The organism is Tumidithrix elongata BACA0141, assembly GCF_036349135.1.
GTDB lineage: Bacteria > Cyanobacteriota > Cyanobacteriia > Pseudanabaenales > Pseudanabaenaceae > Tumidithrix > Tumidithrix elongata.
Map to the genome: position 1 here is coordinate 1 of NZ_JAZBJZ010000096.1, position 20,796 is coordinate 20,796.

General features: G+C 45.1%; 19 protein-coding genes. 11 read left to right on the forward strand and 8 right to left on the reverse strand.

Features of this window, described 5'->3' with window-relative positions:
- The first annotated feature begins 92 nt into the window (after nt 1-92).
- The 7 genes from V2H45_RS19055 (at nt 93) to lpxB (ending at nt 7,352) form a co-directional block, all read left to right on the forward strand.
- On the forward strand, nt 93-1,787 hold the full coding sequence (locus V2H45_RS19055) for a PAS domain-containing hybrid sensor histidine kinase/response regulator (RefSeq protein ID WP_330485262.1): 1,695 nt from the start codon (nt 93-95) through the stop codon (nt 1,785-1,787).
- Between the two features lie 11 nt (nt 1,788-1,798).
- Nucleotides 1,799-2,932 carry a hybrid sensor histidine kinase/response regulator gene (locus V2H45_RS19060; RefSeq protein ID WP_330485263.1) on the forward strand — a complete coding sequence of 378 codons (1,134 nt, stop codon included), beginning with the start codon at nt 1,799-1,801 and terminating at the stop codon, nt 2,930-2,932.
- Between the two features lie 163 nt (nt 2,933-3,095).
- Nucleotides 3,096-3,356, forward strand: a complete 261-nt coding sequence (locus V2H45_RS19065) for a BolA family protein (RefSeq protein WP_330485264.1) — start codon at nt 3,096-3,098, stop codon at nt 3,354-3,356.
- A gap of 10 nt (nt 3,357-3,366) precedes the next feature.
- Nucleotides 3,367-3,570: a sulfur carrier protein ThiS gene (gene thiS, locus V2H45_RS19070; protein WP_330485265.1), complete on the forward strand. Its 204-nt coding sequence runs from the start codon at nt 3,367-3,369 to the stop codon at nt 3,568-3,570.
- 93 nt (nt 3,571-3,663) lie between these two features.
- Entirely contained in the window at nt 3,664-4,689 is a 1,026-nt protein-coding gene (gene pdhA / locus V2H45_RS19075) for a pyruvate dehydrogenase (acetyl-transferring) E1 component subunit alpha (RefSeq protein WP_330485266.1), read from the forward strand.
- A 106-nt stretch (nt 4,690-4,795) separates the two neighbouring features.
- Nucleotides 4,796-6,136 (forward strand): PrsW family glutamic-type intramembrane protease, encoded by a 1,341-nt coding sequence (locus tag V2H45_RS19080; protein WP_330485267.1) that lies wholly within the window; start codon nt 4,796-4,798, stop codon nt 6,134-6,136.
- A gap of 58 nt (nt 6,137-6,194) precedes the next feature.
- Nucleotides 6,195-7,352 carry a lipid-A-disaccharide synthase gene (lpxB, locus tag V2H45_RS19085; protein ID WP_330485268.1) on the forward strand — a complete coding sequence of 386 codons (1,158 nt, stop codon included), beginning with the start codon at nt 6,195-6,197 and terminating at the stop codon, nt 7,350-7,352.
- 64 nt (nt 7,353-7,416) lie between these two features.
- On the opposite strand, the gene V2H45_RS19090 is transcribed toward lpxB, so the two are convergent.
- Together V2H45_RS19090 and V2H45_RS19095 are read right to left on the reverse strand one after the other, a co-directional pair.
- A complete protein-coding gene (locus tag V2H45_RS19090; RefSeq protein ID WP_330485269.1) occupies nt 7,417-8,724 on the reverse strand; it encodes an MFS transporter in 1,308 nt (435 codons plus the stop codon).
- 228 nt (nt 8,725-8,952) lie between these two features.
- The gene (locus tag V2H45_RS19095) at nt 8,953-9,921 is read right to left on the reverse strand and encodes a TauD/TfdA dioxygenase family protein (RefSeq protein WP_330485270.1); all 969 of its coding nucleotides are present in this window, start codon (nt 9,919-9,921) and stop codon (nt 8,953-8,955) included.
- 311 nt (nt 9,922-10,232) lie between these two features.
- Here V2H45_RS19095 and V2H45_RS19100 point away from each other — a divergent pair, with 311 nt between their 5' ends.
- Entirely contained in the window at nt 10,233-10,898 is a 666-nt protein-coding gene (locus V2H45_RS19100; protein WP_330485271.1) for a carboxylesterase family protein, read from the forward strand.
- Nucleotides 10,899-11,047: 149 nt separating this feature from the next.
- Here V2H45_RS19100 and V2H45_RS19105 read toward each other — a convergent pair whose 3' ends face one another.
- On the reverse strand, nt 11,048-11,797 hold the full coding sequence (locus tag V2H45_RS19105; protein WP_330485272.1) for a Uma2 family endonuclease: 750 nt from the start codon (nt 11,795-11,797) through the stop codon (nt 11,048-11,050).
- Nucleotides 11,798-11,937: 140 nt separating this feature from the next.
- On the opposite strand from V2H45_RS19105, the gene V2H45_RS19110 reads away from it, so the two are divergent.
- Nucleotides 11,938-13,560, forward strand: coding sequence for an NAD(P)/FAD-dependent oxidoreductase (locus V2H45_RS19110; RefSeq protein ID WP_330485273.1), 1,623 nt, complete (start codon nt 11,938-11,940; stop codon nt 13,558-13,560).
- A 221-nt stretch (nt 13,561-13,781) separates the two neighbouring features.
- Here the strand turns inward: V2H45_RS19110 and V2H45_RS19115 are convergent, their stop codons facing one another.
- The 5 genes from V2H45_RS19115 to V2H45_RS19135 form a co-directional block, all read right to left on the reverse strand.
- Nucleotides 13,782-14,057 carry a peptidoglycan-binding domain-containing protein gene (locus V2H45_RS19115; RefSeq protein WP_330485274.1) on the reverse strand — a complete coding sequence of 92 codons (276 nt, stop codon included), beginning with the start codon at nt 14,055-14,057 and terminating at the stop codon, nt 13,782-13,784.
- Between the two features lie 175 nt (nt 14,058-14,232).
- Nucleotides 14,233-14,469, reverse strand: coding sequence for a ribbon-helix-helix domain-containing protein (locus V2H45_RS19120; protein ID WP_330485275.1), 237 nt, complete (start codon nt 14,467-14,469; stop codon nt 14,233-14,235).
- 341 nt (nt 14,470-14,810) lie between these two features.
- A complete protein-coding gene (locus V2H45_RS19125) occupies nt 14,811-15,884 on the reverse strand; it encodes a hypothetical protein (RefSeq protein ID WP_330485276.1) in 1,074 nt (357 codons plus the stop codon).
- Between the two features lie 119 nt (nt 15,885-16,003).
- Entirely contained in the window at nt 16,004-16,942 is a 939-nt protein-coding gene (locus tag V2H45_RS19130; RefSeq protein WP_330485277.1) for a 3'(2'),5'-bisphosphate nucleotidase CysQ family protein, read from the reverse strand.
- Nucleotides 16,939-17,661 (reverse strand): bifunctional sterol desaturase/short chain dehydrogenase, encoded by a 723-nt coding sequence (locus V2H45_RS19135; RefSeq protein ID WP_330485278.1) that lies wholly within the window; start codon nt 17,659-17,661, stop codon nt 16,939-16,941. The genes V2H45_RS19130 and V2H45_RS19135 overlap by 4 nt, the downstream gene beginning before the upstream one ends.
- 545 nt (nt 17,662-18,206) lie before the next feature.
- On the opposite strand from V2H45_RS19135, the gene V2H45_RS19140 reads away from it, so the two are divergent.
- Nucleotides 18,207-19,640 carry a trypsin-like peptidase domain-containing protein gene (locus tag V2H45_RS19140; protein ID WP_330485279.1) on the forward strand — a complete coding sequence of 478 codons (1,434 nt, stop codon included), beginning with the start codon at nt 18,207-18,209 and terminating at the stop codon, nt 19,638-19,640.
- 462 nt (nt 19,641-20,102) lie between these two features.
- Nucleotides 20,103-20,669, forward strand: coding sequence for a hypothetical protein (locus tag V2H45_RS19145; RefSeq protein WP_330485280.1), 567 nt, complete (start codon nt 20,103-20,105; stop codon nt 20,667-20,669).
- Nucleotides 20,670-20,796: the final 127 nt, after the last annotated feature.

The window sequence follows — 20,796 nt, forward strand, 5'->3', positions numbered from 1 at the left end:
CCTTTTTTCTTGATTTTTATTCTCTTTTGGGTTCTCATGAATAATGTAGGCTAAGGAATCGGACCAAATCAGGAGAAATAATTTATGTAAGCTTGCGTCTTTCGCTCGTTTTGGATGCACTGGGAAAACCCATTCGCATGATTGGTTGCTCTAATAATATTAGCGATCGCAAACTTGCGGAAGAAAGTCTCAGAGAGAGCGAACAACGTTTTGCGAATCTAGCGAAGGCGGCTCCTGTGGCGATTTTTCAAATCAATCAAAATAACGAATGCACCTACGTCAATGAGTTTTGGTCTCAAATCACAGGGCAAGAATCCAGTATGGCTCTTGGCCATGGATGGCTTCAGACCATTCATCCCGACGATCGGGAACAGATCCATCAACATTGGATTCAAGCGATCGAACAACAGGCATATTACCAAGCTGAAGGAAGATGTATCAAACCAGATGGAACTATTTGCTATTACTATTGCCAAGCTGCACCTGAACTAGATGAAGATGGTATTTTTACAGGTTATATTGGCACACTAACCGATATTAGCGATCGCAAACAAGCTGAAACTCAACTACTACAAGCCAACGAAGAACTTCTTCGCGCCACTAGGCTTAAGGATGAGTTTCTTGCCAACATGAGCCACGAACTTCGCACGCCGCTAAATTCGATCTTGGGACTATCCGAGGCGTTGAAAGAGCAAATTTTCGGAACGCTTAACGAAAGACAGATCAGGGCGATCTCTACCGTAGAGTCAAGCGGCGAACATCTGCTATCCCTGATTAATGACATTCTCGATCTATCGAAAATCACATCAGGGATGATGGAACTAGACATTGAATCTGTCTCTATCAAATCTCTCTGTGATTCCAGTCTTGTTTTTATCAAGCAGCAAGCATTTAAAAAGCGGGTGCAAGTTGTCAGCAACATTCCTCCAAATATCAATGCGATCGATGGTGAAGAACGCCGTCTCAAACAGGTCTTGATCAACCTACTTACCAATGCTGTCAAATTTACTCCTAGTGGGGGGCAAGTAAGTCTTTTAGTTGCCGTCGGTAGTGGTGATACATGGCAGGGAGAGGCGACGATTCCACCACGAATTAGAGCAATGGATTCGCCAATGCTCGTATTTCAGGTCGTGGATACTGGTATTGGTATTGCCCCTCATGATTTGCAACGGCTCTTTCAGTCTTTTGTGCAGGTAGATAGCGCCCTCAACCGTCAATACGAAGGTACGGGTTTAGGACTTGCCCTAGTCAAGCAGATTGTCGAACTGCATAGCGGTCAAGTTATGGCTGAGAGTGAAGTTGGCAAAGGCAGCCGCTTCACAGTTGCTCTACCCTATGATTTGTCTCATTCTGGCGCTCTAGAACCTGAACCAACTGCCACCTCTTCACTGCCACTGGTCGTAAATCCTGAAAATGCGATCGCGCCGTTGATTTTACTAGCCGAAGACAATGAAGCAAATATTCAAACCCTCAGTTCCTATCTGAACGCGCTCGATTACCGTGTGATCGTCGCCAGAAATGGAGAAGAATCCATAGTAATGGCGAAAGCAAACGCTCCCGATATCATTCTCATGGATGTTCAAATGCCGAGGATGGATGGTCTAGAGGCGATCCGCTTGATTCGGGCTGACGCACAAATCGCAGCAATTCCGATTATTGCCCTAACGGCTCTAGCGATGGAAGGCGATCGCGAAAGATGTATAGCGGCAGGAGCCAATGAATATCTAGCTAAACCAATTAAGTTAAGACTACTTAACACCACAATTCAGCAAGTTTTACCGCTCTAAAAAAATCATCCATGAATGCACCATCCATTTTAGTCATTGACGACGAACCCAATAATTTTACAGCGATCGCAAGCCTATTAGGGAATTTTGACTATCAGCTACATTATGCTTCTGGCGGTCAACAAGCACTCTCATCCCTAGATATCTACAATCCCGATCTGATTTTACTGGATGTCATGATGCCTATCATCAGTGGCATTGAGGTCTGTCAGAAAATCAAAGCCATGCCAAAATGGCAAGCCGTTCCGATCGTGATGGTGACGGCATTAAGTTCCAAATCAGACCTTGCCAACTGTTTAGATGCTGGAGCCGATGACTTCATCAGTAAGCCTGTCAATCCTGCGGAGTTGCGCGCCCGCGTTAAGTCAATGCTTAGAATCAAAAAGCAGTTTGACAAGATCCAATCCTTATCGCAGATCCAAGAAAATACGATCGACACCTTAAAAAATTCTCTCGGTGCGCTGCGTGGCAACTTAGCCTCTAACCTATCCCACGAATTAAATACCCCCCTCTATGGCATCATCGCTCCGATCGAGTTAATCAAAGACTATCTCCAAGATATGAAGATATCTCCAGCCCTTGAAATGCTGGACTTGGTTGAGCAATCTGCCTGTCGCATAGAAATACTAACAAAGAGATTACTCGTTTATTTTGAGTTAGAAGCTTTCCTAAGTAAGAAACATCTTGTTAAACCAATGCGAACTAAATTCTCCAGTACCGCCATTGAAACGACATTGCGATCGCTGGCTCAGAGTAGCAACCGTAGTAACGACCTAGTATTTTCGCTTGAGGATGCCGAGATCGCGCTATCAGAGCAATATCTATCCACTCTTTTGCATGAATTAGTCGATAATGCTTTGAAATTCTCCTCTTCAGGGACATCCATTACAGTTAGCAGTCAAATCGAGGGGGATATGCTGAAGTTATCTGTACGGGACTTAGGTCGAGGCATGACCGAAGCGCAAATTGCTAAAATCGATGCCTTTATTCAGTTTGAACGCAAGACTTACGAGCAACAGGGGACTGGTCTTGGCTTAACCATCTCCAAAAAAATTGCCGAGCTAACTGGAGGACAATTTTGGGTTGAGAGCGTCTATCAGCAGGAAACCACCGTGCATCTGACATTGCCGATCGCTCGCAGCTAGCCAAAAATCTAGACGAATGGATAATTTAGGGGGAAATTCAGAAACATAAAGATATTGCTGCGATCGCTTAAGCAATTGAATCAACGATTCTCAGCGATCGCTTATAGAGTGCAGTGCTAGACTAGTCTATGCCAATCCTTCAGTAATCCATTTTCAGCAATCTATGTCCACCAGCGATATTCAGTCTTTGATCTTAAAAGTTTTGCCCGATGCCTTAGTCGATGTCCAAGACCCAAATCAAGATGGTCAGCATTTTGCCGCAACCGTGGTATCTGGACAATTTGTCGGGCTAACGATGGTGAAGCAACATAAGCTCGTCTACGATGCGATCAAGCCCCAATTAGACAGTGGTGTAATTCATGCCATGCAGCTCAAAACCTACACACCCGAAAAATGGCAAGCCAACTCAGTTCAGTTTGGATAAAAGCTTTGCCATGATTACTCTGCAAGTGAATGGCAGCGATCGCACCTGTGCCCCAGATTTAACCATGCTGCAACTGCTCGAGCATCTGGGGCTTAACCCTCGGTTGATCGCGATCGAATATAACGGTGAGATCTTGCACCGTCAGTTTTGGCAGGAAACCATTGTGCAATCAGGCGATCGCTTAGAAATTGTCACCATCGTTGGCGGCGGTTAATCGAGAAGGCGATCGATAAACTTAACAATGTCGATAATTTCGCTGTAAACTAACAGCAACAAACCCATGTAAATATTCTGACGTTACTAGCCAATGCTTCAAGAATCTGTTGCCACAGTTGCTACCCCCCTAGCCATCACTCCAGATGAAGGCTTAATGCTCTACGAAGATATGGTGTTAGGGCGTACCTTTGAGGACAAGTGCGCTGAGATGTACTATCGCGGCAAAATGTTTGGCTTTGTGCATCTTTATAACGGACAAGAAGCAGTAGCCACAGGCGTGATTAAAGCCTTACGTCCTGATGATTATGTGTGCAGTACCTATCGAGATCACGTACATGCGCTCAGTGCAGGGGTGACTGCAAATGAGGTGATGGCAGAGCTTTTTGGGAAAGAAACAGGCTGTAGTAAAGGGCGCGGCGGCTCGATGCATATGTTTTCTGCCGAGCACAACTTCCTCGGTGGCTTTGCGTTTGTTGCCGAAGGCATTCCAGTAGCTGCGGGTGCAGCTTTTCAGAGCAAATATCGCCGAGAAACGATGGGCGATGCCAGTGCCGATCAAGTTTCAACTTGCTTTTTTGGTGACGGTGCTGCCAATAACGGTCAGTTTTTTGAAACGATGAACATGGCTGCCCTGTGGAATTTACCAATGATTTTCGTGGTTGAGAATAATCGATGGGCGATCGGGATGGAACATGTACGGGCAACTTCAGACACATCCATCTTCAAAAAAGCCGCTGCCTTTGGAATGCCCGGTTTTGAAGTCGATGGCATGGATGTTTTAGCCGTGCGTAAGGTGGCTCAAGAGGCAATTCGTCGCGCCCGTGCTGGCGAAGGTCCTACCTTGATGGAGTGCTTGACCTATCGTTTTCGCGGTCACTCTTTGGCAGACCCAGATGAGCTAAGACCTAAAGAAGAAAAAGATGAGTGGTTTGGACGCGACCCAATCAAAATTTTGGCAAGCAAGCTCACAGAGCATGGTCTAGCTACTGAGCCACAATTGAAAGCGATCGACAAAAAGATTCAAGCCATTGTTGAAGAGTCCGTCAGATTTGCGGAAGCTTCACCCGAACCTAAACCCGAAGATCTCTATCGCTATCAATTTGCGGAAGACGAATAGTCTTTAAGCATTTTGTTTGTGGCAGGATATATCTCATTCCCATAGGATTTTCACGGAAAATACGGAATCGTTACTCACTGCCAAGGCTAGATAGAGCAAGGAAATCATGGCGAATCTATCTTCTTATAGTGGTTTTCTCCGACAAACTGGAGCCAATGGAAGTTCTAGCGGCTTCCAAGTTGGGGTATTTCAACTTTCAGCCAACTATGAAGTCACGATCGGGCGCGAGGCTGATTGTCAGATCGTTTTGGAAAGCACTCGTTATGGTGGTGTGTCAAGGCATCATGCCTCTGTGCGTCCCCTAGCCGAGGTCGGCACTTGGGAAGTTTGCGATTTAGGCAGTTCTAACGGCACATTTATCAATGGCGATCGCTTGAGTGGTTGTCGGCGCTTGCAGCCCGGCGATCGCATCGTGCTGGGCGAACAGGTAATTGAGTTTACGTTTGAGCTTCAGGCAGTGCAACCAGTGGTTACCCCCAACTCCCCCGCCAATCCACCGACAAATGCTCTATCCATGTCTCAGTTGATTCCAATTCTCTCGACAGGCAAGGATCTCAAGAGCAAAGCTTTTTTAATCCCAGCGATCGTCACAGTCCTATGTGTCGTTTCCATGTTCATGACGATTGGAAACTTTGTCGCATTTGCAGGGTTGCTTGCCTTCTATCTTGCTGGGGCGGCGTTTTTTGTGGTTTATCGTCTCTGTGGCAAGCGCAAGCCTTGGTGGCTTTTGCTGGCTGCCGCGATCGCCACTGCCGCCGCGATCGTCAGCCCTCTGTTTAAACTGTTTGTATTTGTATTTCGCGGACTCTTGCCAGGCGATGTCTTCCATGTGCCTGAGAGTGCTGGGTTTATGTCGCACCTGATCGCCAATTTTTTTGGTGCGGGGATGCTAGAGGAACTGCTGAAATCTCTCCCTGTCTTTGTCTGCTACTTTTTAGGGCTGTTACTGGCAAAATCACCCCGTTGGCGCGAACGGTTAGGCGTATGCGAACCTTTGGATGGTATCTTGGTTGGTGCAGCCTCTGCTGTGGGATTTACGTTGCTTGAAACCCTCGGACAATATGTGCCGAATATTGTCGTAAAAGTTGGAGAAAGTAGCGGAGAGGGGGCAGCCTACTTCGTGGGCTTGCAACTCTTAATTCCTAGAATTCTCGGTTCTGTGGCTGGACATATGGCCTATAGTGGCTACTTTGGCTACTTTATTGGCTTAAGTGCGCTTAAACCTTCTAAATGGTGGCTGATTTTACCGATCGGCTATCTTACTTCTGCCACCATGCATGGATTTTGGAATGCTTCCGCATCGATGGCTGGTAACGAACTCGTGCAAGGCGCAATTCTGGCGGTTGTGGGCGTTTTCTCCTATGCTTTTTTAGCAGCAGCAATTCTGAAAGCACGAACCTTGTCCCCCACGCGATCGCAAAATTTTGCTACGCGCCTTAAGTTGTAGACTAGACAGCTACGAGCCCTTGGAGTTCAGCCACAAGAAGAGTAAAACGCAACAAAGAATGAAACGACGCATATTTATCAGTACTGGGGAAGTGTCAGGTGATTGGCACGGTGCTATTTTAATTGAGGCACTCAAGCAACACGCCACTGCAAAGGGTATAGACCTAGAAATTTTTGCACTGGGGGGCGATCGCATGGTGGCAACGGGGGCAGAGTTATTAGGCGATACGGTAGGCATCGGCTCCATTGGTGCGATAGAGGCTTTGCCCTTTGTGATTCCCACCTTACGCGTGCAGGCAGAAGCCAAGAAAAAGCTAAGAAAAAACCCACCTGACCTTGTGGTTTTGATCGATTACATGATGCCCAACCAAGGCATGGGATATTTTGCCAAGAACGAACTCAAAGTGCCCGTGATTTACTACATTGCGCCCCAAGAGTGGGTTTGGTCGCTCAACGACAAGAATACGCGAGCGATCGCGGCGTTTACTGATAAGGTGTTGGCGATTTTTCCACAAGAGGCAAAGTACTACCAAAATCAGGGCGCAAATGTAGAGTGGGTGGGGCATCCACTTTTAGACTTGATGGATCGCGTGCCGTCCCGTGCGGCGGCTCGCCAACAACTGGGAATCCCTGAAGAGGAATTGATGGTGGCACTGCTACCTGCCTCGCGATCGCAGGAACTCAAGATGGTTGCACCGATTATGTTTGAGGCAGCTCAAAAAATTCAAGCAAAATTGCCCCATGTAAAATTTTGGTTGCCGCTATCCTTAGAACGCTACAGGGCAGATGTCGAAAAGCTATTACAACAGTACAGTCTCAATGCCAAGGTGGTTTCTACCCCTTCCCAAACGGTAATTCGAGCGGCTGACTTGGTGCTGTCTAAATCTGGAACGGTCAATCTAGAGACAGCCTTACTGAATGTGCCTCAAGTGGTGCTTTATCGGGTGAGTGCGGTGACAGCTTGGATTGCCCGCTATATCTTGCGCGCCAAAATCCCCTTTATGTCGCCACCCAATCTCGTGCAAATGGAAGCGATCGTGCCAGAATTTATGCAAGAAGCAGCGACACCAGAGGCATTGGCTGATGCTTGCTTGGAGTTATTACTCAACGAACAAGCCCGCCAGCACACGTTGGATAACTATGCCAAAATGCGCGATCGCCTCGGTGGTAATGGTGCGATCGATCGCGTCGCCGAAGCAGTTCTTAACCTTTTGTAACCTTGTTCACATCTGCGAATGCATCCGAAAACTAGGGTTAAAAGCTCTTAGCAAGCCCTAATTACTAACTCTTCTGTGACTCGATCGTAAGATCGTAAGTCTCCTGAGCGATCCAATGGCGCACTTTCGATGAATGTCCCCAAAACCACAGCGCACCGAAGATACTCATGCTGCCACAGACAATCAAGGCATTGGTCGCACCGAAATGATGTGCCAAGGTTCCAGCTAACAGGTTCCCAAAGGGCATCATCCCCACCATTGCCAAGGCATAAAAACTCATGACCCTTCCGCGCTTGTCTTCGGCAACTAGGGTTTGGATAATCATATTGCTACTCGTAATCTGGAGGATGGCAAAACAGCCCGTAAACACCAAGATGATAATGGACAGCCAAACTTGCCGCGATAGTGAGAAGGAGATCAGACTCATTCCGATCGCCACTTGAGCGAATACAATCAACCGCTCTAAGCCTGCAATTCCTCGCCTGAAACTCAGATACAAACAGGCAAACAACGATCCAATCGGCCCAGCGGTACTGAGGTGAGCCATCGTCGTCGCATCTCCATTTAAAATCTTTGCCGCAAACACAGGCATGAGCGCGATATGAGACATCCCAACCAAGCCCTGCAAAGCCAATATTAATAAAATTGCTCTAATTGGCTGGAATTTGGAGACATATTCAAAGCCCTCCCGCAATTTTTGCAAAGTATCGCTAAGGCTTGTCTTCGCCTGCGCGAGGGGAACTTGAATTCGCATCGCTAGGAGGGTAAAAATGGCAGGAATATAGCTGAGGGTATCGTAGAGAAAACAATATTTCACGCCTAGGGTAGCAATCAAAATTCCACCCATGGCTGGGCCCAAGACCAAAGAGGAACTTAGCATCACGGAGTTCAACGCGATCGCATTGCCCCGATCGGCGCGATCGTCTACGGTTTCGGTGACAATCGTGTGCCGCACGGGCATATCCAAACCCTTGAGCAAACCATTGAGAACGCTCAGTACCAATAGGCTTGGAAACGTAATCCAATCAGTAAAGGTAAGAATCGTTAAAGCGAGGGAAACGCTGATGCCCAGGACTTGCACTAGCATCAACAAATCCCGACGACTCCAGCGATCGGACAATACACCCGAAAAGGGAATGAGAAATAACGTGGGTAAAAATTGGACAAACCCAGCCACGCCTAACAGCCACGCCGAGTGGGTCAAGTCATAGATCAACCAAGGAATCGTTAACTGCTGGGTCATAAATGTCCCAGACATCGATAGCAACTGCCCACCAAAAAACAGACGAAAATTACGCCAACGAAAGGCGGGTAAATAGTAGTAAATGACATTACTTATCTGATCGCCTAGATTCCCATTCCAATTTTTCATGAGGCGAGTACCATTATGTCCTACTAATAATTAGCTTAACTAACAATTATAGGATAATCACGATCGCTTATCTGTCTCAGATATCACTTAGATCGGGCAAAGTAAGGATTTTTACTAGCTGCAAAATTTGGTTGTTTTTTGGGACTCATTACAAGCAGGAATTCATAGCCAAAGAAGGGGCAATTCATATGAATTACTCCTTCTCCTAACCATTCCATTTGTTAGATTTTAGGCAAGTACTGGTTGCGCTTGCAATTTCTCAGCATTCTGCTTCAAAACGCTGGGTAGGTTACTGCTGAAGACTTCACCTTCAACGATCTCAGAACGGAAGCCATCGGGCCCTACGGGAATGTCACCTGTGATGGTGGTGCGATAGAGAACGCGCTCAACTTCAACATGATCGAGGTCTTGAGGAGCTAAGTGGGCAGTCGCACGGTTATCCCAGAAGGCAATGTCGCCATTATTCCAACGGAAACGGGTAGTGTAAGCGGGTTTGGTGATTTGTTTAAAGAACAATTCTAGCAAGAGCTTACTTTCTTTGCGAGAGACATCAATAATATGTGAAGTGAATCCAGGATTGACAAACAACCCCTTTTCGCCCGTTTCAGGATGTACCCGAACTACGGGATGGATGGAAACGATAGGATTCTTAGCGATACGCTCAGCGTATTTGCTGTTACTAGGAAGATATAATCCTGCATTGAAGCGGTGCTCTGCCTTAAGTTTATCTGCCAATTCGCGGATTGGAGCTGATAGTCCTTCATAGGCGGCAACTAAATTTGTCCAAGTGGTATCACCACCCACGCTGGGGACATTTACTGCCCGCAAGATCGATGCTGCGGGAGGGTTAACAGCAGCGGTAACATCGGTATGCCAACGACTTTCGTAGCTAGAGCGCTGAAGCCCATTACGGCGTTCAAAACGGCTGCGATCGATGGGCAAAATTTCAGGATGACCCGCGATCGGCTCATCTTCATGGGGATGAGCATAGGTGACTTCACCAAACCGAGAGGTAAAGGCAACTTGAGCGGCGTGGTCGATATTTTGACTGCGAAAGAATACGACCTTCCATTTCAAAAGAGCTTCGCGAATTTCTTTAACTGCCTGCTCGGAGAGAGGTTTTGATAGATCTACACCTTCGATTTCTGCACCTGTGAAAGTGGATGTGGGCTTGACTTGAATGGACTGACTGCTCATGTGAGTTCTCCAGATTTTTGTCTTTAAAATAACTATTGGCAAATTGTTTGCAAGATCTCAGATAGCCGTAAATTTCCTTTTGTCACTGACTGAAAACCTTATAGATAGAAGGCTGACAGTAATTTACGGTAAATCAATCGAGATACAGTAGTATAGGCTTATCCTATTTTTGGAGTCAAGTAATTAGGGATACAAATATTTTGTGTTTTTTAATATTAGGGAAACAAAATATTCGAGTATCATAAATCAAAAACTCATACTTGCTCACCTTCTCACGAATAACTCACCAGCAACCTTTAGGAATTAAGACTATGACTATCGAACATCGCTCTTACAACACGGCAAACGGAGTATTACCCTATCTATTCTCGCCAGCTACCAATGTCAGTGCTTCTGCACCCTTAGTACTTTTTCTGCATGGAGGTCGCGATCGCGGCACCGATCTAAATACTTTACTGACATGGGGACTACCGCGTTTTGTGAATGAATTAAATTCACTACCCTATGTGTTTGTAGCACCCCAGATTCTCGAAGAACAAACTTGGATAGATCGTGCCTCGGATGTGATTGCTTTACTGGAGCATTTGCTCACATCGCATTCAATCAATCCATCGCGTGCGATCGTTGCTGGATTTAGCCTAGGCTCGGCAGGAGCTTGGCATCTAGCTACCTCCTATCCCGATCGCTTTGCAGGTGTGGTTGCAGTATCTGGTCGCGTTCCCCAAACCTTGAGTAAAAGCGAACTTGCCCAACTTAAGGACATTCCCATTCAAATTTTTCAAGGCAGACAGGATAAAAATCTACCCGTTAAGGATACCGAACAGTTTGTCGCAATTTTACGAAGACTGGGAGTACATGTAGATTTTACCGTGCTACCAGAAGGGAACCATTTTATTGCCGACGAGGTTTATGGCTCTTCAGAATTGCAACGGTGGTTAGTTTCCCAGACTCGCCACAAGCAAGCTCTTGCCGTTTGAGCTATTCCAATCCCCGAATTCTCTATAAGTAGAATTCGGGGATTCAGGACGTTTTTACTCAAGTTTCTTTGGTGGATATTTTAGGATAGTTCACACATTGCTGTTACTGTACCTCACTAGGCTAAGAATGCTATATTAGCATCCGAAATTCAGGGCAGACGATCGGGATCGATACCTAACTCGCGCAACTTATCAGCCAGTTTTACAGCCTTTTGTTCGGCTTCAAGTTTGGCTTGCTCGGCTTCAAATCTAGCTTGTTCGGCTTCAAGTTTAGCTTGCTCGGCTTGTTTTTTTGCTTCCACCAATTCTTCTGCACTCTGTAATTTACGATCTGCTACCAAATCGTAAAAGCGCATTTGTCCGTCCTGTTGGCGGCGCAATTCTAAGCCTAATACTTGAGAGAATATGGACAACTCACCTTCTTTGATTTGTGAAGAAATTGGCAAGTAATTACCCTCTACTAAACGCAGCCCTTGCAAGGAAGGCTTTAGATAGTCAGAGGTTGGATCGTATTGAAAATACTCTTTAATTCCCAAATAAGCATACAGTCCTTTTTTTATCCCTTGATCTTCGCTAACTGTGCTTTTTGAGGTGATTTCTAAAACAAAATCGGGGACTTTGTAATTTTCTTCCCATAGTTTGTAAGATGGGCGCTTTTTCTTTTCAACGCCAAATACAACAAATACATCTGGGGCGACGACTGCCTTTGGATTTCCCTGTTCGTAATAAATAAACAAGTTACCCGAAATATAAGCATCAGGGCGTTTTTGAAAATATAAACTCAATGCCTCAACGCCATAGATTAAATAATCTCTTGCTGCATCACTTTCTGCCATTGGTAAACCATCACTGCTCGGATACTCAAGATCGGGAACCACATATTTGAAGGAGGTTGTCATTCTTAAAGCTCCTAAAATTGAGTTGGTTTAGTTTGTAAATACCTTAGAAGCTATTATAGCCAACATAAATACCAGCAAATATAAAAACAAAAGTTTGTTGGTAGACTTAATACTCCTAGATTAGGGGGAATCATCCATCCATGCTACGACTCACTGAAATCAAACTTTCACTCGATCATTCCGAACAGGAAATCGAGCATGCCATCCTTAAAAAGCTGCAAATTACGCACGAAGATTTAGTCAGCTATTCCATTTTTAAACGCAGCTACGATGCTCGTAAAAAAACAGAGATCGTACTGGTTTATATTCTCGATGTGGAGACAACTAAGGAGAAACAACTCCTCGATCGCTTCAAAAAAGATCCCCATGTCATGCCCACACCAGACATGAGCTATCGCTATGTGGCAAAAGCTCCCAGTGATTTAAAGTCAGCAAGTCGTCCAATTATCATCGGCATGGGGCCTGCGGGAATGTTTGCTGGTTTGCTATTGGCACAAATGGGGTTTCGTCCGATTATTTTGGAACGCGGGAAGGCAGTACGCGATCGCACGGCAGACACGTTTAATTTTTGGAAAAAAAGAACCGAATTTAACCCCGAATCGAACGCTCAATTTGGTGAAGGTGGCGCTGGTACTTTCTCAGATGGCAAACTCTACAGCCAAGTCAAAGATCCGCAACATTATGGGCGCAAGGTTCTCACCGAATTTGTCAATGCGGGTGCATCCTCCGAAATTCTCTATGTCAACAAACCCCATATTGGAACGCTGAAACTTGTGGGAATCGTGCAAAGTTTCCGCGCTCAAATCGAAGCTCTTGGTGGTGAAATTCGCTTTCAAAGTCGCGTGGAGGATATCGATATCGAGAATGGGAAAGTACAGGGAGTCACCCTCGCAAATGGAGAATATATTGCCAGCAAGCATATCGTTCTAGCCGTGGGTCATAGCGCCCGTGACACCTTCCAGATGCTGTTCGATCGCGGCGTTTATATTGAGGCAAAACCCTTTTCCATTGGCTTTCGGGTAGAACATCCACAAACTCTGATCGATCGCGCCAGATTTGGCGATCGGGCTGGTCATCGCCGCTTGGGTGCTGCGGATTACAAACTGGTACATCACTGTCAAAATGGTCGCTCTGTCTACAGTTTCTGCATGTGCCCGGGTGGGTTGGTCGTGGCAGCAACATCCGAAGTAGGAAAAGTGGTCACCAATGGCATGAGCCAATATTCTCGTAACGAGCGCAATGCCAATAGTGCGATCGTGGTGGGCATTACCCCCGACGATTATCCCGGTCATCCTCTAGCGGGAATCGCATTTCAACGCCGCTTAGAAGAACAGGCATTTGAGTTGGGCGGCGGAAACTACGATGCGCCCGGACAACTCGTAGGCGACTTTCTTACTAATCGTTCTTCTAAATCCCTGGGTGCAGTGCATCCTTCCTATACGCCGGGGGTACATTTGACAGATTTAAGTCAGAGCTTGCCAGATTACGCGATCGCTGCGATTCGCGAGGCGCTTCCTGCTTTTGAGAAACAGATCAAGGGATTTGCGATGGAAGATGCCATGCTGACTGGTGTAGAAACACGCACTTCCTCTCCGATTAGAATCAAACGCAATGAGAACTATCAGAGCCTGAATACAGAAGGTCTCTATCCCGCTGGCGAAGGTGCGGGTTATGCAGGTGGCATTCTCTCGGCAGGTATTGATGGGATTAAAGTGGCAGAAGCTGTAGCTTTGAGTATTTTAAAAGGAAGTACTCAATCATGATAGACCACACACACAGGTGCTTTATTACAGGAATCTGTACGAACTTTTACCCCATTAAATCAAAGGTTTATCGCCCCCTAGCCCCCAATTCTGGGGGGACAAGATCCCTAAATCCCCTAATTCTGGGGGATTTAGGGATCTAGATCGATTGAAGCGAAAATAAATTTACTTGTGCGTACACCGTAGCCTTACAAAGGGGGGAAACTTAAATCCTTTATCGCTTAACTCGATGCACCGGGATTACCGATGCCACCAAAAATCTGCCCAAAGGATTTACCCGTTGTATCAATCACTGAGCTAGCTTTTTTAGCTTCTAAAGCCTCCCATGTGCGTGCCCCTACAATACCGTCAGCATCGAGACCATGCTCGGTCTGAAATTTGATCACAGCAGCCTCAGTTTGGTCGCCAAAAACACCATCAGCATTGATTCCTAGCAAGGTTTGTAAAAGAGTCACCTCTTCACTAGAATCGCCCTTATATAACTCTGCATGTGCCATGGATAAGTCCTCCTAAAAATGGGTAAAAACTGAACTTTGCTAAAAACAAAAATCCACCCTTTAGTTTAGAGTATGTTTGAGGTCTTTTTAATCTCTTCACTCAATGCGATCGCTTAGTTTTACTTCTTTACAAATCCCTAAGAAGTGGGGTTAAGTCTCCTGTGGGAAGTGGAAGTTACGCGGTTAAATATTGACGTTGCTGTTTCCACCATTCATCTGTAGCTGAGATCGCTCGATCTTTCTGAAGCGTGGATCGCAGCAAGGCATTAACTTTTTGCTTGGCTTGACGTTCTCGATCTTGTTCGATTAAAGCTGTCAAAAATTCGTCAGCACTACTATAAGCACCGTTTGAAATCTGGCGATCGATGTAGGCTTTCGCGGCTTCGGGTAAAGTTATGGTGAGGGAAGTCATAGATTTTGTCTATGGGATGCAGGCTATTTTGGATTATAACGCATGACTCAACCTATACTCGCCATTGAGATTTAGATCGTCAAAGTATTGTGCAATCTATCGTAACGATCCTTAAATAGAATTAATTTGGTAAATAAAGATAGAAATTTCAAGCTTAGGATCGTGAACTAAATTACCTGCAATTCTAATGGTGTAGAGTCATTATTTTAGAATGCCCATTATTTCTAAAGAACAGCACCTTAATAAATCCACGATCCTTAGATAAACAAGGAATGATTAGCGCTCTCACATTTGTAGATTTAGAAGCGATCATATAGTTTTGACAACCAATATTGTTTAGTTCACTTTTGCAAACTGGTGTATTCTTCTACAGTTTTCAAAGCATGTTCATAGACCGAAACGGCAAAATCCTTTAGCCTTCTTTCAACTTCATGTAGGTCAAGATCCAAAATCTGATTTAGGGAAATAAAGTAGGATGCAACCCACATAGCCTGAACATCTCCTTTTCTTTTCCATCCTGCATATTCAGGTATGGCTGTAATAACCTCGATATTACCGATACTATCATTTTGACAGAGGAAAATATCATGCTCAATTGAACGAAAAGAATTAAGATAAGGATGATCCTCTAAAATAAATATATTAGCCTGAATGTAAGGATATTCTAACATTAATCCTTGCTTAAAATTGGATTCAAAATCAAAGTAGAGTAAGTATAGCCAGTCATTAGGCTTTGAAACTTCCCAGCACACCATTCCATGCCTAGTTTTACTTCTTGGTTGCCATTTTGCAGCAGTCTCAGTTTTGAAAAATTCTTTTACCTTTTCCCAGCACTCTCCAAGCCTCTGAGCAGTTACAGGGTTCTCAAATAGATCCTTCCATCCCTCAACCAGATGAGGAGGGCGCATTTTAAGATACTCCATAAATTCAGCAAACTCCTCTATAAGACGGTTCTGACGTTTCTTTTGTTTTACTACAAGTGGATATATATCTTGCCAACGGAAATGTTGAAAAGATCTATTCTCTGGACGCAGATATAATTCATGATTCAAAACAGACTGATTAATAGAATGATTTCCGTTACTGATAAGTGTAAGGTAAGTCTTTTTAGGTTTGGACTCTGCTACCCTAATATATCTTTCTAGTTGAAGTTCTCCTAAGGAACTACCCAATTTATGCTCACAAAGAATGTCATAATCTTCGCACTTCAATAGAAAATCCAGATAGTTGAGACCATTTCCACGTGGGTGATCGATGGCCTTAAAAAATCGAGTGGTTGATTTACCTGCTTGAACAGCCAGAAAATTTACTATATCCTGTCCAAGGTTAGGAAAGTTTTCGATGACATATTGTAGGCTAGCGGTAAAGTAATCCTCTTCGGTTCCAATATACCCTAGTCGAAAAATATTGCTCATAGAGTAATTTCAAGTATTAGACAAACAAAATGGTAACATGATGTCTATTTGGTGGTAGGTTTTGTCATACAACAAGTTCTTCAATTCCCTCTCCTTATCCAAATAAATATTTATAGGCTTTAAAGCAATCCCCATAAAGCCTCTGCGATTTTCGGTCTAAAGCGATCGAGAAAATCTGACCACCCGACTAGAATCACTTGGTGGTGAATCAGCGTATCGGGATCGATCGCATCCATGCCAAAGCCAATTTCCCGACCTTCCAAATCGCAGCAAACTAGACCTGCTGCCTTAGCGATCGCTAAGGGCCCCACCGTATCCCAGAGCTTCACGCGGCGATTGAGATAGATATATAAACTGGCGCGACCTAAAACCACTTCCATCACCTTCAGCCCAAAGCTTCCCAAACTGTAAAACTCCGCTTGGGGAATTGCCGAGCGAATTGCTGCGCCATAGGCATATTCATCTTTAGAGCTAAGGATAACCTGACAGGAATCAGGGAGATGCGTCTGAGGAATTAATGGCTTAAAAGTAGAATTCTCTCGATTGGCATCGGTACTTATATTCAGATTGTCATTCAGATTGGAAAATAATCCATCGATCGCACTGCCCCCAAAATAAAAGCGATCGCCTACGGGTGCGTAAACCCATCCCATAATTGGCTGATGCGCTTTTAGCAAGCCAATCATCACAGCATAATTCTCTTGCCCGTGGATAAAATCTTCAGTGCCATCGATGGGGTCAATAAACCACAATCTCGCTTGGTCTTGCTGGTAGTCATTTTGCAGCCATTGCTTTTGCGAAAGCGAATTTTCCTCACTGATCACAATATCGTTAGGGAACCATTGCTGAAACTGTTGGGTAAGCAAGCCATCCAGAATGCGATCGACATTCGTAACGCGATCGTCAATGCCCTTATCATCCACTTGAAACCCTTCCGTTCTCAGTTGCACCGCCTTTTGTCCAGCCTCGCGCACAAATTTAAGGATTTCAGCATTTTGGCTGGAACTTAATTCAGAACCTAGTTTGAGATCTAACTCAGAATTTACTTTGGAGTTCATGACTTGCCTTTAGAGAATAGACGGAAATAAAGCGATCGCCAAAACTCAGCCAAGGGATAACTGAGATAGGTAAGCGGATTGACCGTAACGATAATGTCGCGACAGCCAACTTTTGCCAACGCCACAATCGCCCAAGCCACCCAACTCGGCGACATCACCCCATAGGGATTGAGTTCGCTTTTAAAAGGGCCCAGTACCAACTTACGAATGATACAGGGAGCATCTAAACGCCGCAGGGTAATAATTTCCCCGATCGCGCGTTTCGACAATTCGTAAAGAGGACTAAAGGCAGGATTGACTTCTGCTTCGGAAGTATTAACCCACACCTCTTTGACATCAACCTGTTTTGAATCACTTTTTGAGCTATCTGCTGCGGTCAAAAAGAGTTCCATCCATCGCCAAACCGAAAATGTATTGACCTCAAAGGATTTTTGAATTGCCTCAGGCGTGCGATCGCCTAGTACATTCACGCCATGATTTAAAACGAGAATGTCAATTCCTTGCAGGCGATCGCGTAATTCAGCTTCCGCCCCCAATTTCCACATTACAACTTCAATATTCCGATCCGCAGCCTCAGCAAAGCTAACATCAGGAGAAGTGGTCAACGCCACGATCTTCGCCCCCTGTTGGGATAATTCTGCAATGAGCGATCGCCCCATCGTGCCCGACGCACCTGTCACTGCGATGACTTTACCTTTGAGCGACAAACTAGTTCCCATGATTTCGAGCTACAAGCAAAATTTTACGACAGAAAGTTAAAACCAAAATACAAGCAAATTCAAGCAATCCTCACAATTTCTAGGACTACTAGATAACATCTTATTTTGTTTGCAATCCTCCCTTAGGCGATTTCTCATTTAGAATTTACCCCACCCTAGCCCTCCCCTTGCAAAAGGGAGGGAACAAGATTTCTAGTTTTCCCCCTACCCTGCGGGAAGTCGCTTCGCGGCTGGTGCAAGGGGGAATTAAAGGGGGTAAGTCCGACCTACTGGATAAAGGTAGTTTCTTTACTAAAAATATCCTTAAATCATGAGGATACCTATTGGGGAAGGCGATCGGGCAGCCAAATACATGATGCCCAAGCATTAAGATTGATTAACCTCAACCTAAGCATTCTACCTGAATCGCTAGAATTTCTGCCTTGCGATCGATCGCGTGGTTAATGTTTGGTAAAAATTTGACGGGCATAGGAACTTACAAATCCTTAAAACCGATCTTAGAATGTACATAGCAAGTAAAGCAGTATTTTCTAGTGGGTAATTTTGTGAAAAGAGGTTTCGTCAGCATTATTGCAACTAGCCTAATGTTGTTTGGTGGAGCGATCGGGACAACGGGGGCAATTTTAACAGCCGCGCCAAAGCCAATCCAAGCGCAGGATATCGACGAGGAGACCAATATTCGCGTTTACAAGGCAGCTAGCCCTGCGGTCGTGTCCATTCGCTCGGCAAGTGGTAATGGTAGCGGTAGCATTATCGACGCCAAAGGTTTAGTGCTTACCAGCGCCCATGTGGTAAAGGGCTCAAATACCGTCACTGTGACTCTGGCAAACAAGCAAAAGCTACAGGGGCAGGTAATCGCCAGCAGTCGCAATCCTGACCTAGCGCTGATTAGACTTCAGGGTGTCACCAGCGATCTACCCACGATCAAAATTGGTTACTCCAGCCAGATTCAAGTCGGACAAAGAGCCTTTGCGATCGGCGATCCCTTTGGACGATTTGCAGGAACCCTGACTACAGGGATCGTGAGTCGCATTGACACAGACCGCAACTTAATTCAAACCGATGCAGCACTCAACCCTGGTAACTCTGGCGGGCCCTTACTCAACGGACGCGGTGAATTGATTGGGGTCAATACCTCCATTTATACCTCTGGGGAGCATGAAGGCAATATCGGCTTGGGGTTTGCGATTACCGCAGACACCGTGCGCGAGTTTATGGCGGCAGCGCAGCAAGGGCGCATTGCCAATAACAATCCTGTTAAACAGCCTCCCACGACACTTTTGCTGAATGGGGCAGCGATCGCCAGCACCTTAACCGCTCAAGATGAGACTCTGCCCGATGGCAGCTTGTATAAGGTATTTCAATTTGAAGGACAGGCAAGACAGCGTGTCGTACTGGAAATGCGCAGCACGGATATCGATCCATACCTAGCTTTGTTTGATGCCAATGGCAATAAAATTGCCGAAGATGACGATAGTGGCGGTGGGAAGAATGCGCGAATCACGATTACCCTACCTAGGACTGGTCGATACACCCTCTATGCCAACTCTTACGAACCCGGTGATTCAGGACGTTTTACGCTTAGTGCTAGAGTCAGCGACTATCAAACACCCACTGCAACTGATTTCTCTGACCCACCTTCTAATAGTCAATCTGCAATTCTTCTGCAACGCAATGGAACTTTAGGAGCAGGTAGTCGTGTTTTTGCGCGAGATGGGAGCCTGTTTGACACCTTTAGTTTCGCTGGAACGGCCGGACAAATTGTTAAAATTACGCTGAGTAGTCAAGACTTCCATCCTTACCTGGTGATCTTCTCTCCCGATCGCCAAGTTCTCAAAGAAAATAACGGCTTACCCGATCGCAAAAATGCGGCGATTACCTTAGAGCTACCGTTTACAGGTACTTATCGCGTGGTCGCAAATGCTTTCGACCGTTCTGGGCGAGGTAACTATTCGCTCACCGTGCAGAGACTTCGATAGTTTTCCAGAGAATAAAAAAGAATAGATGTGACTTGGGAACTTCTCAATGTACTGTTGGGTCAATAGCCTTACAAAACTTTTCTATTCTTTGCTATTGATTAGGAAAGATCACGGTACTGACGTGATAGCGATCGCAAAGTCCTCATACAAGGAATAGATAGAATACTAGCAACACAATAGCAATCCCAAAGGAATTGTATTTGAGAATGTGCTTCGATTTCACTCATCCCATTTTCAAGAAATGATGCAACGCATCTTTTTGAAAAGACCATGTAGAGAGCGGAACCCCAAAAACGATCTATTGCAAATTGAAGAGAAATTGGTATCAGCAATTTCTCTTCAAGCCAGGCGATCTACTAAAGTTCTCGAAGTATCAAAATCCAAGCCTCACAATTGATTATCGCTAGATTTTGGAATGAAATTTGTAAGTGTTGCGCATCAACAAGTAAGGTGGATTTAGAGATGAAAAAGCAAACGTTAATTGGTCTAGGATTTAGTCTAAGCTTGATTTTAACAAATGCCGCTCAGGTTTGGGCAGTACAACCTGCTTCTGTCGATCAACATGCTGATGTGTCTTGGTCAAGAGTTATTGACAATCCATTTGACGGCAGAATTGTATATGATAAGAACTATACAGATGACTTTGCTTTTGTCTCCGTTTGGTCAAAGCAGGGAATCCGCGCTACCTACACTCGCTATTGGAAAGTAGTAGACGGATATAAACCTGTCTGGCGAACCCGTAGAGTTTACAGCCATCATGAGGGAAAATACATCGATCGCGAATACCAAGATCGAGAGCCAGTCTATCGGCAACTTTCTGAAGATTTAAGTCCTAGAGAAATTCTATTTGCAATACGTGGGAAGGTCTATCGTTATGAAGATGGAATTGTTGAACCCGAACTAGCCAATGCGTTGGCAAATGCACCGTCAGGGAATATGACCATTCGAGTTATCTTACAAAATGGTAAAACCTTTGAGACCGAAATTGGCAGCGATACTGTAGAAGCATGGAAAACCCTCTTTAGGTGAAAGACTCTATTCTCTGGGAAGTCCTGAGAATAGTAACAATCCCTCAAAGAGAGCATATCGTCCAATCTCATAAAGCCCCCAAAGAGAAAAAGCTCTTGTTCGTTAGTAGAACAAGAGCCTTTTCTTA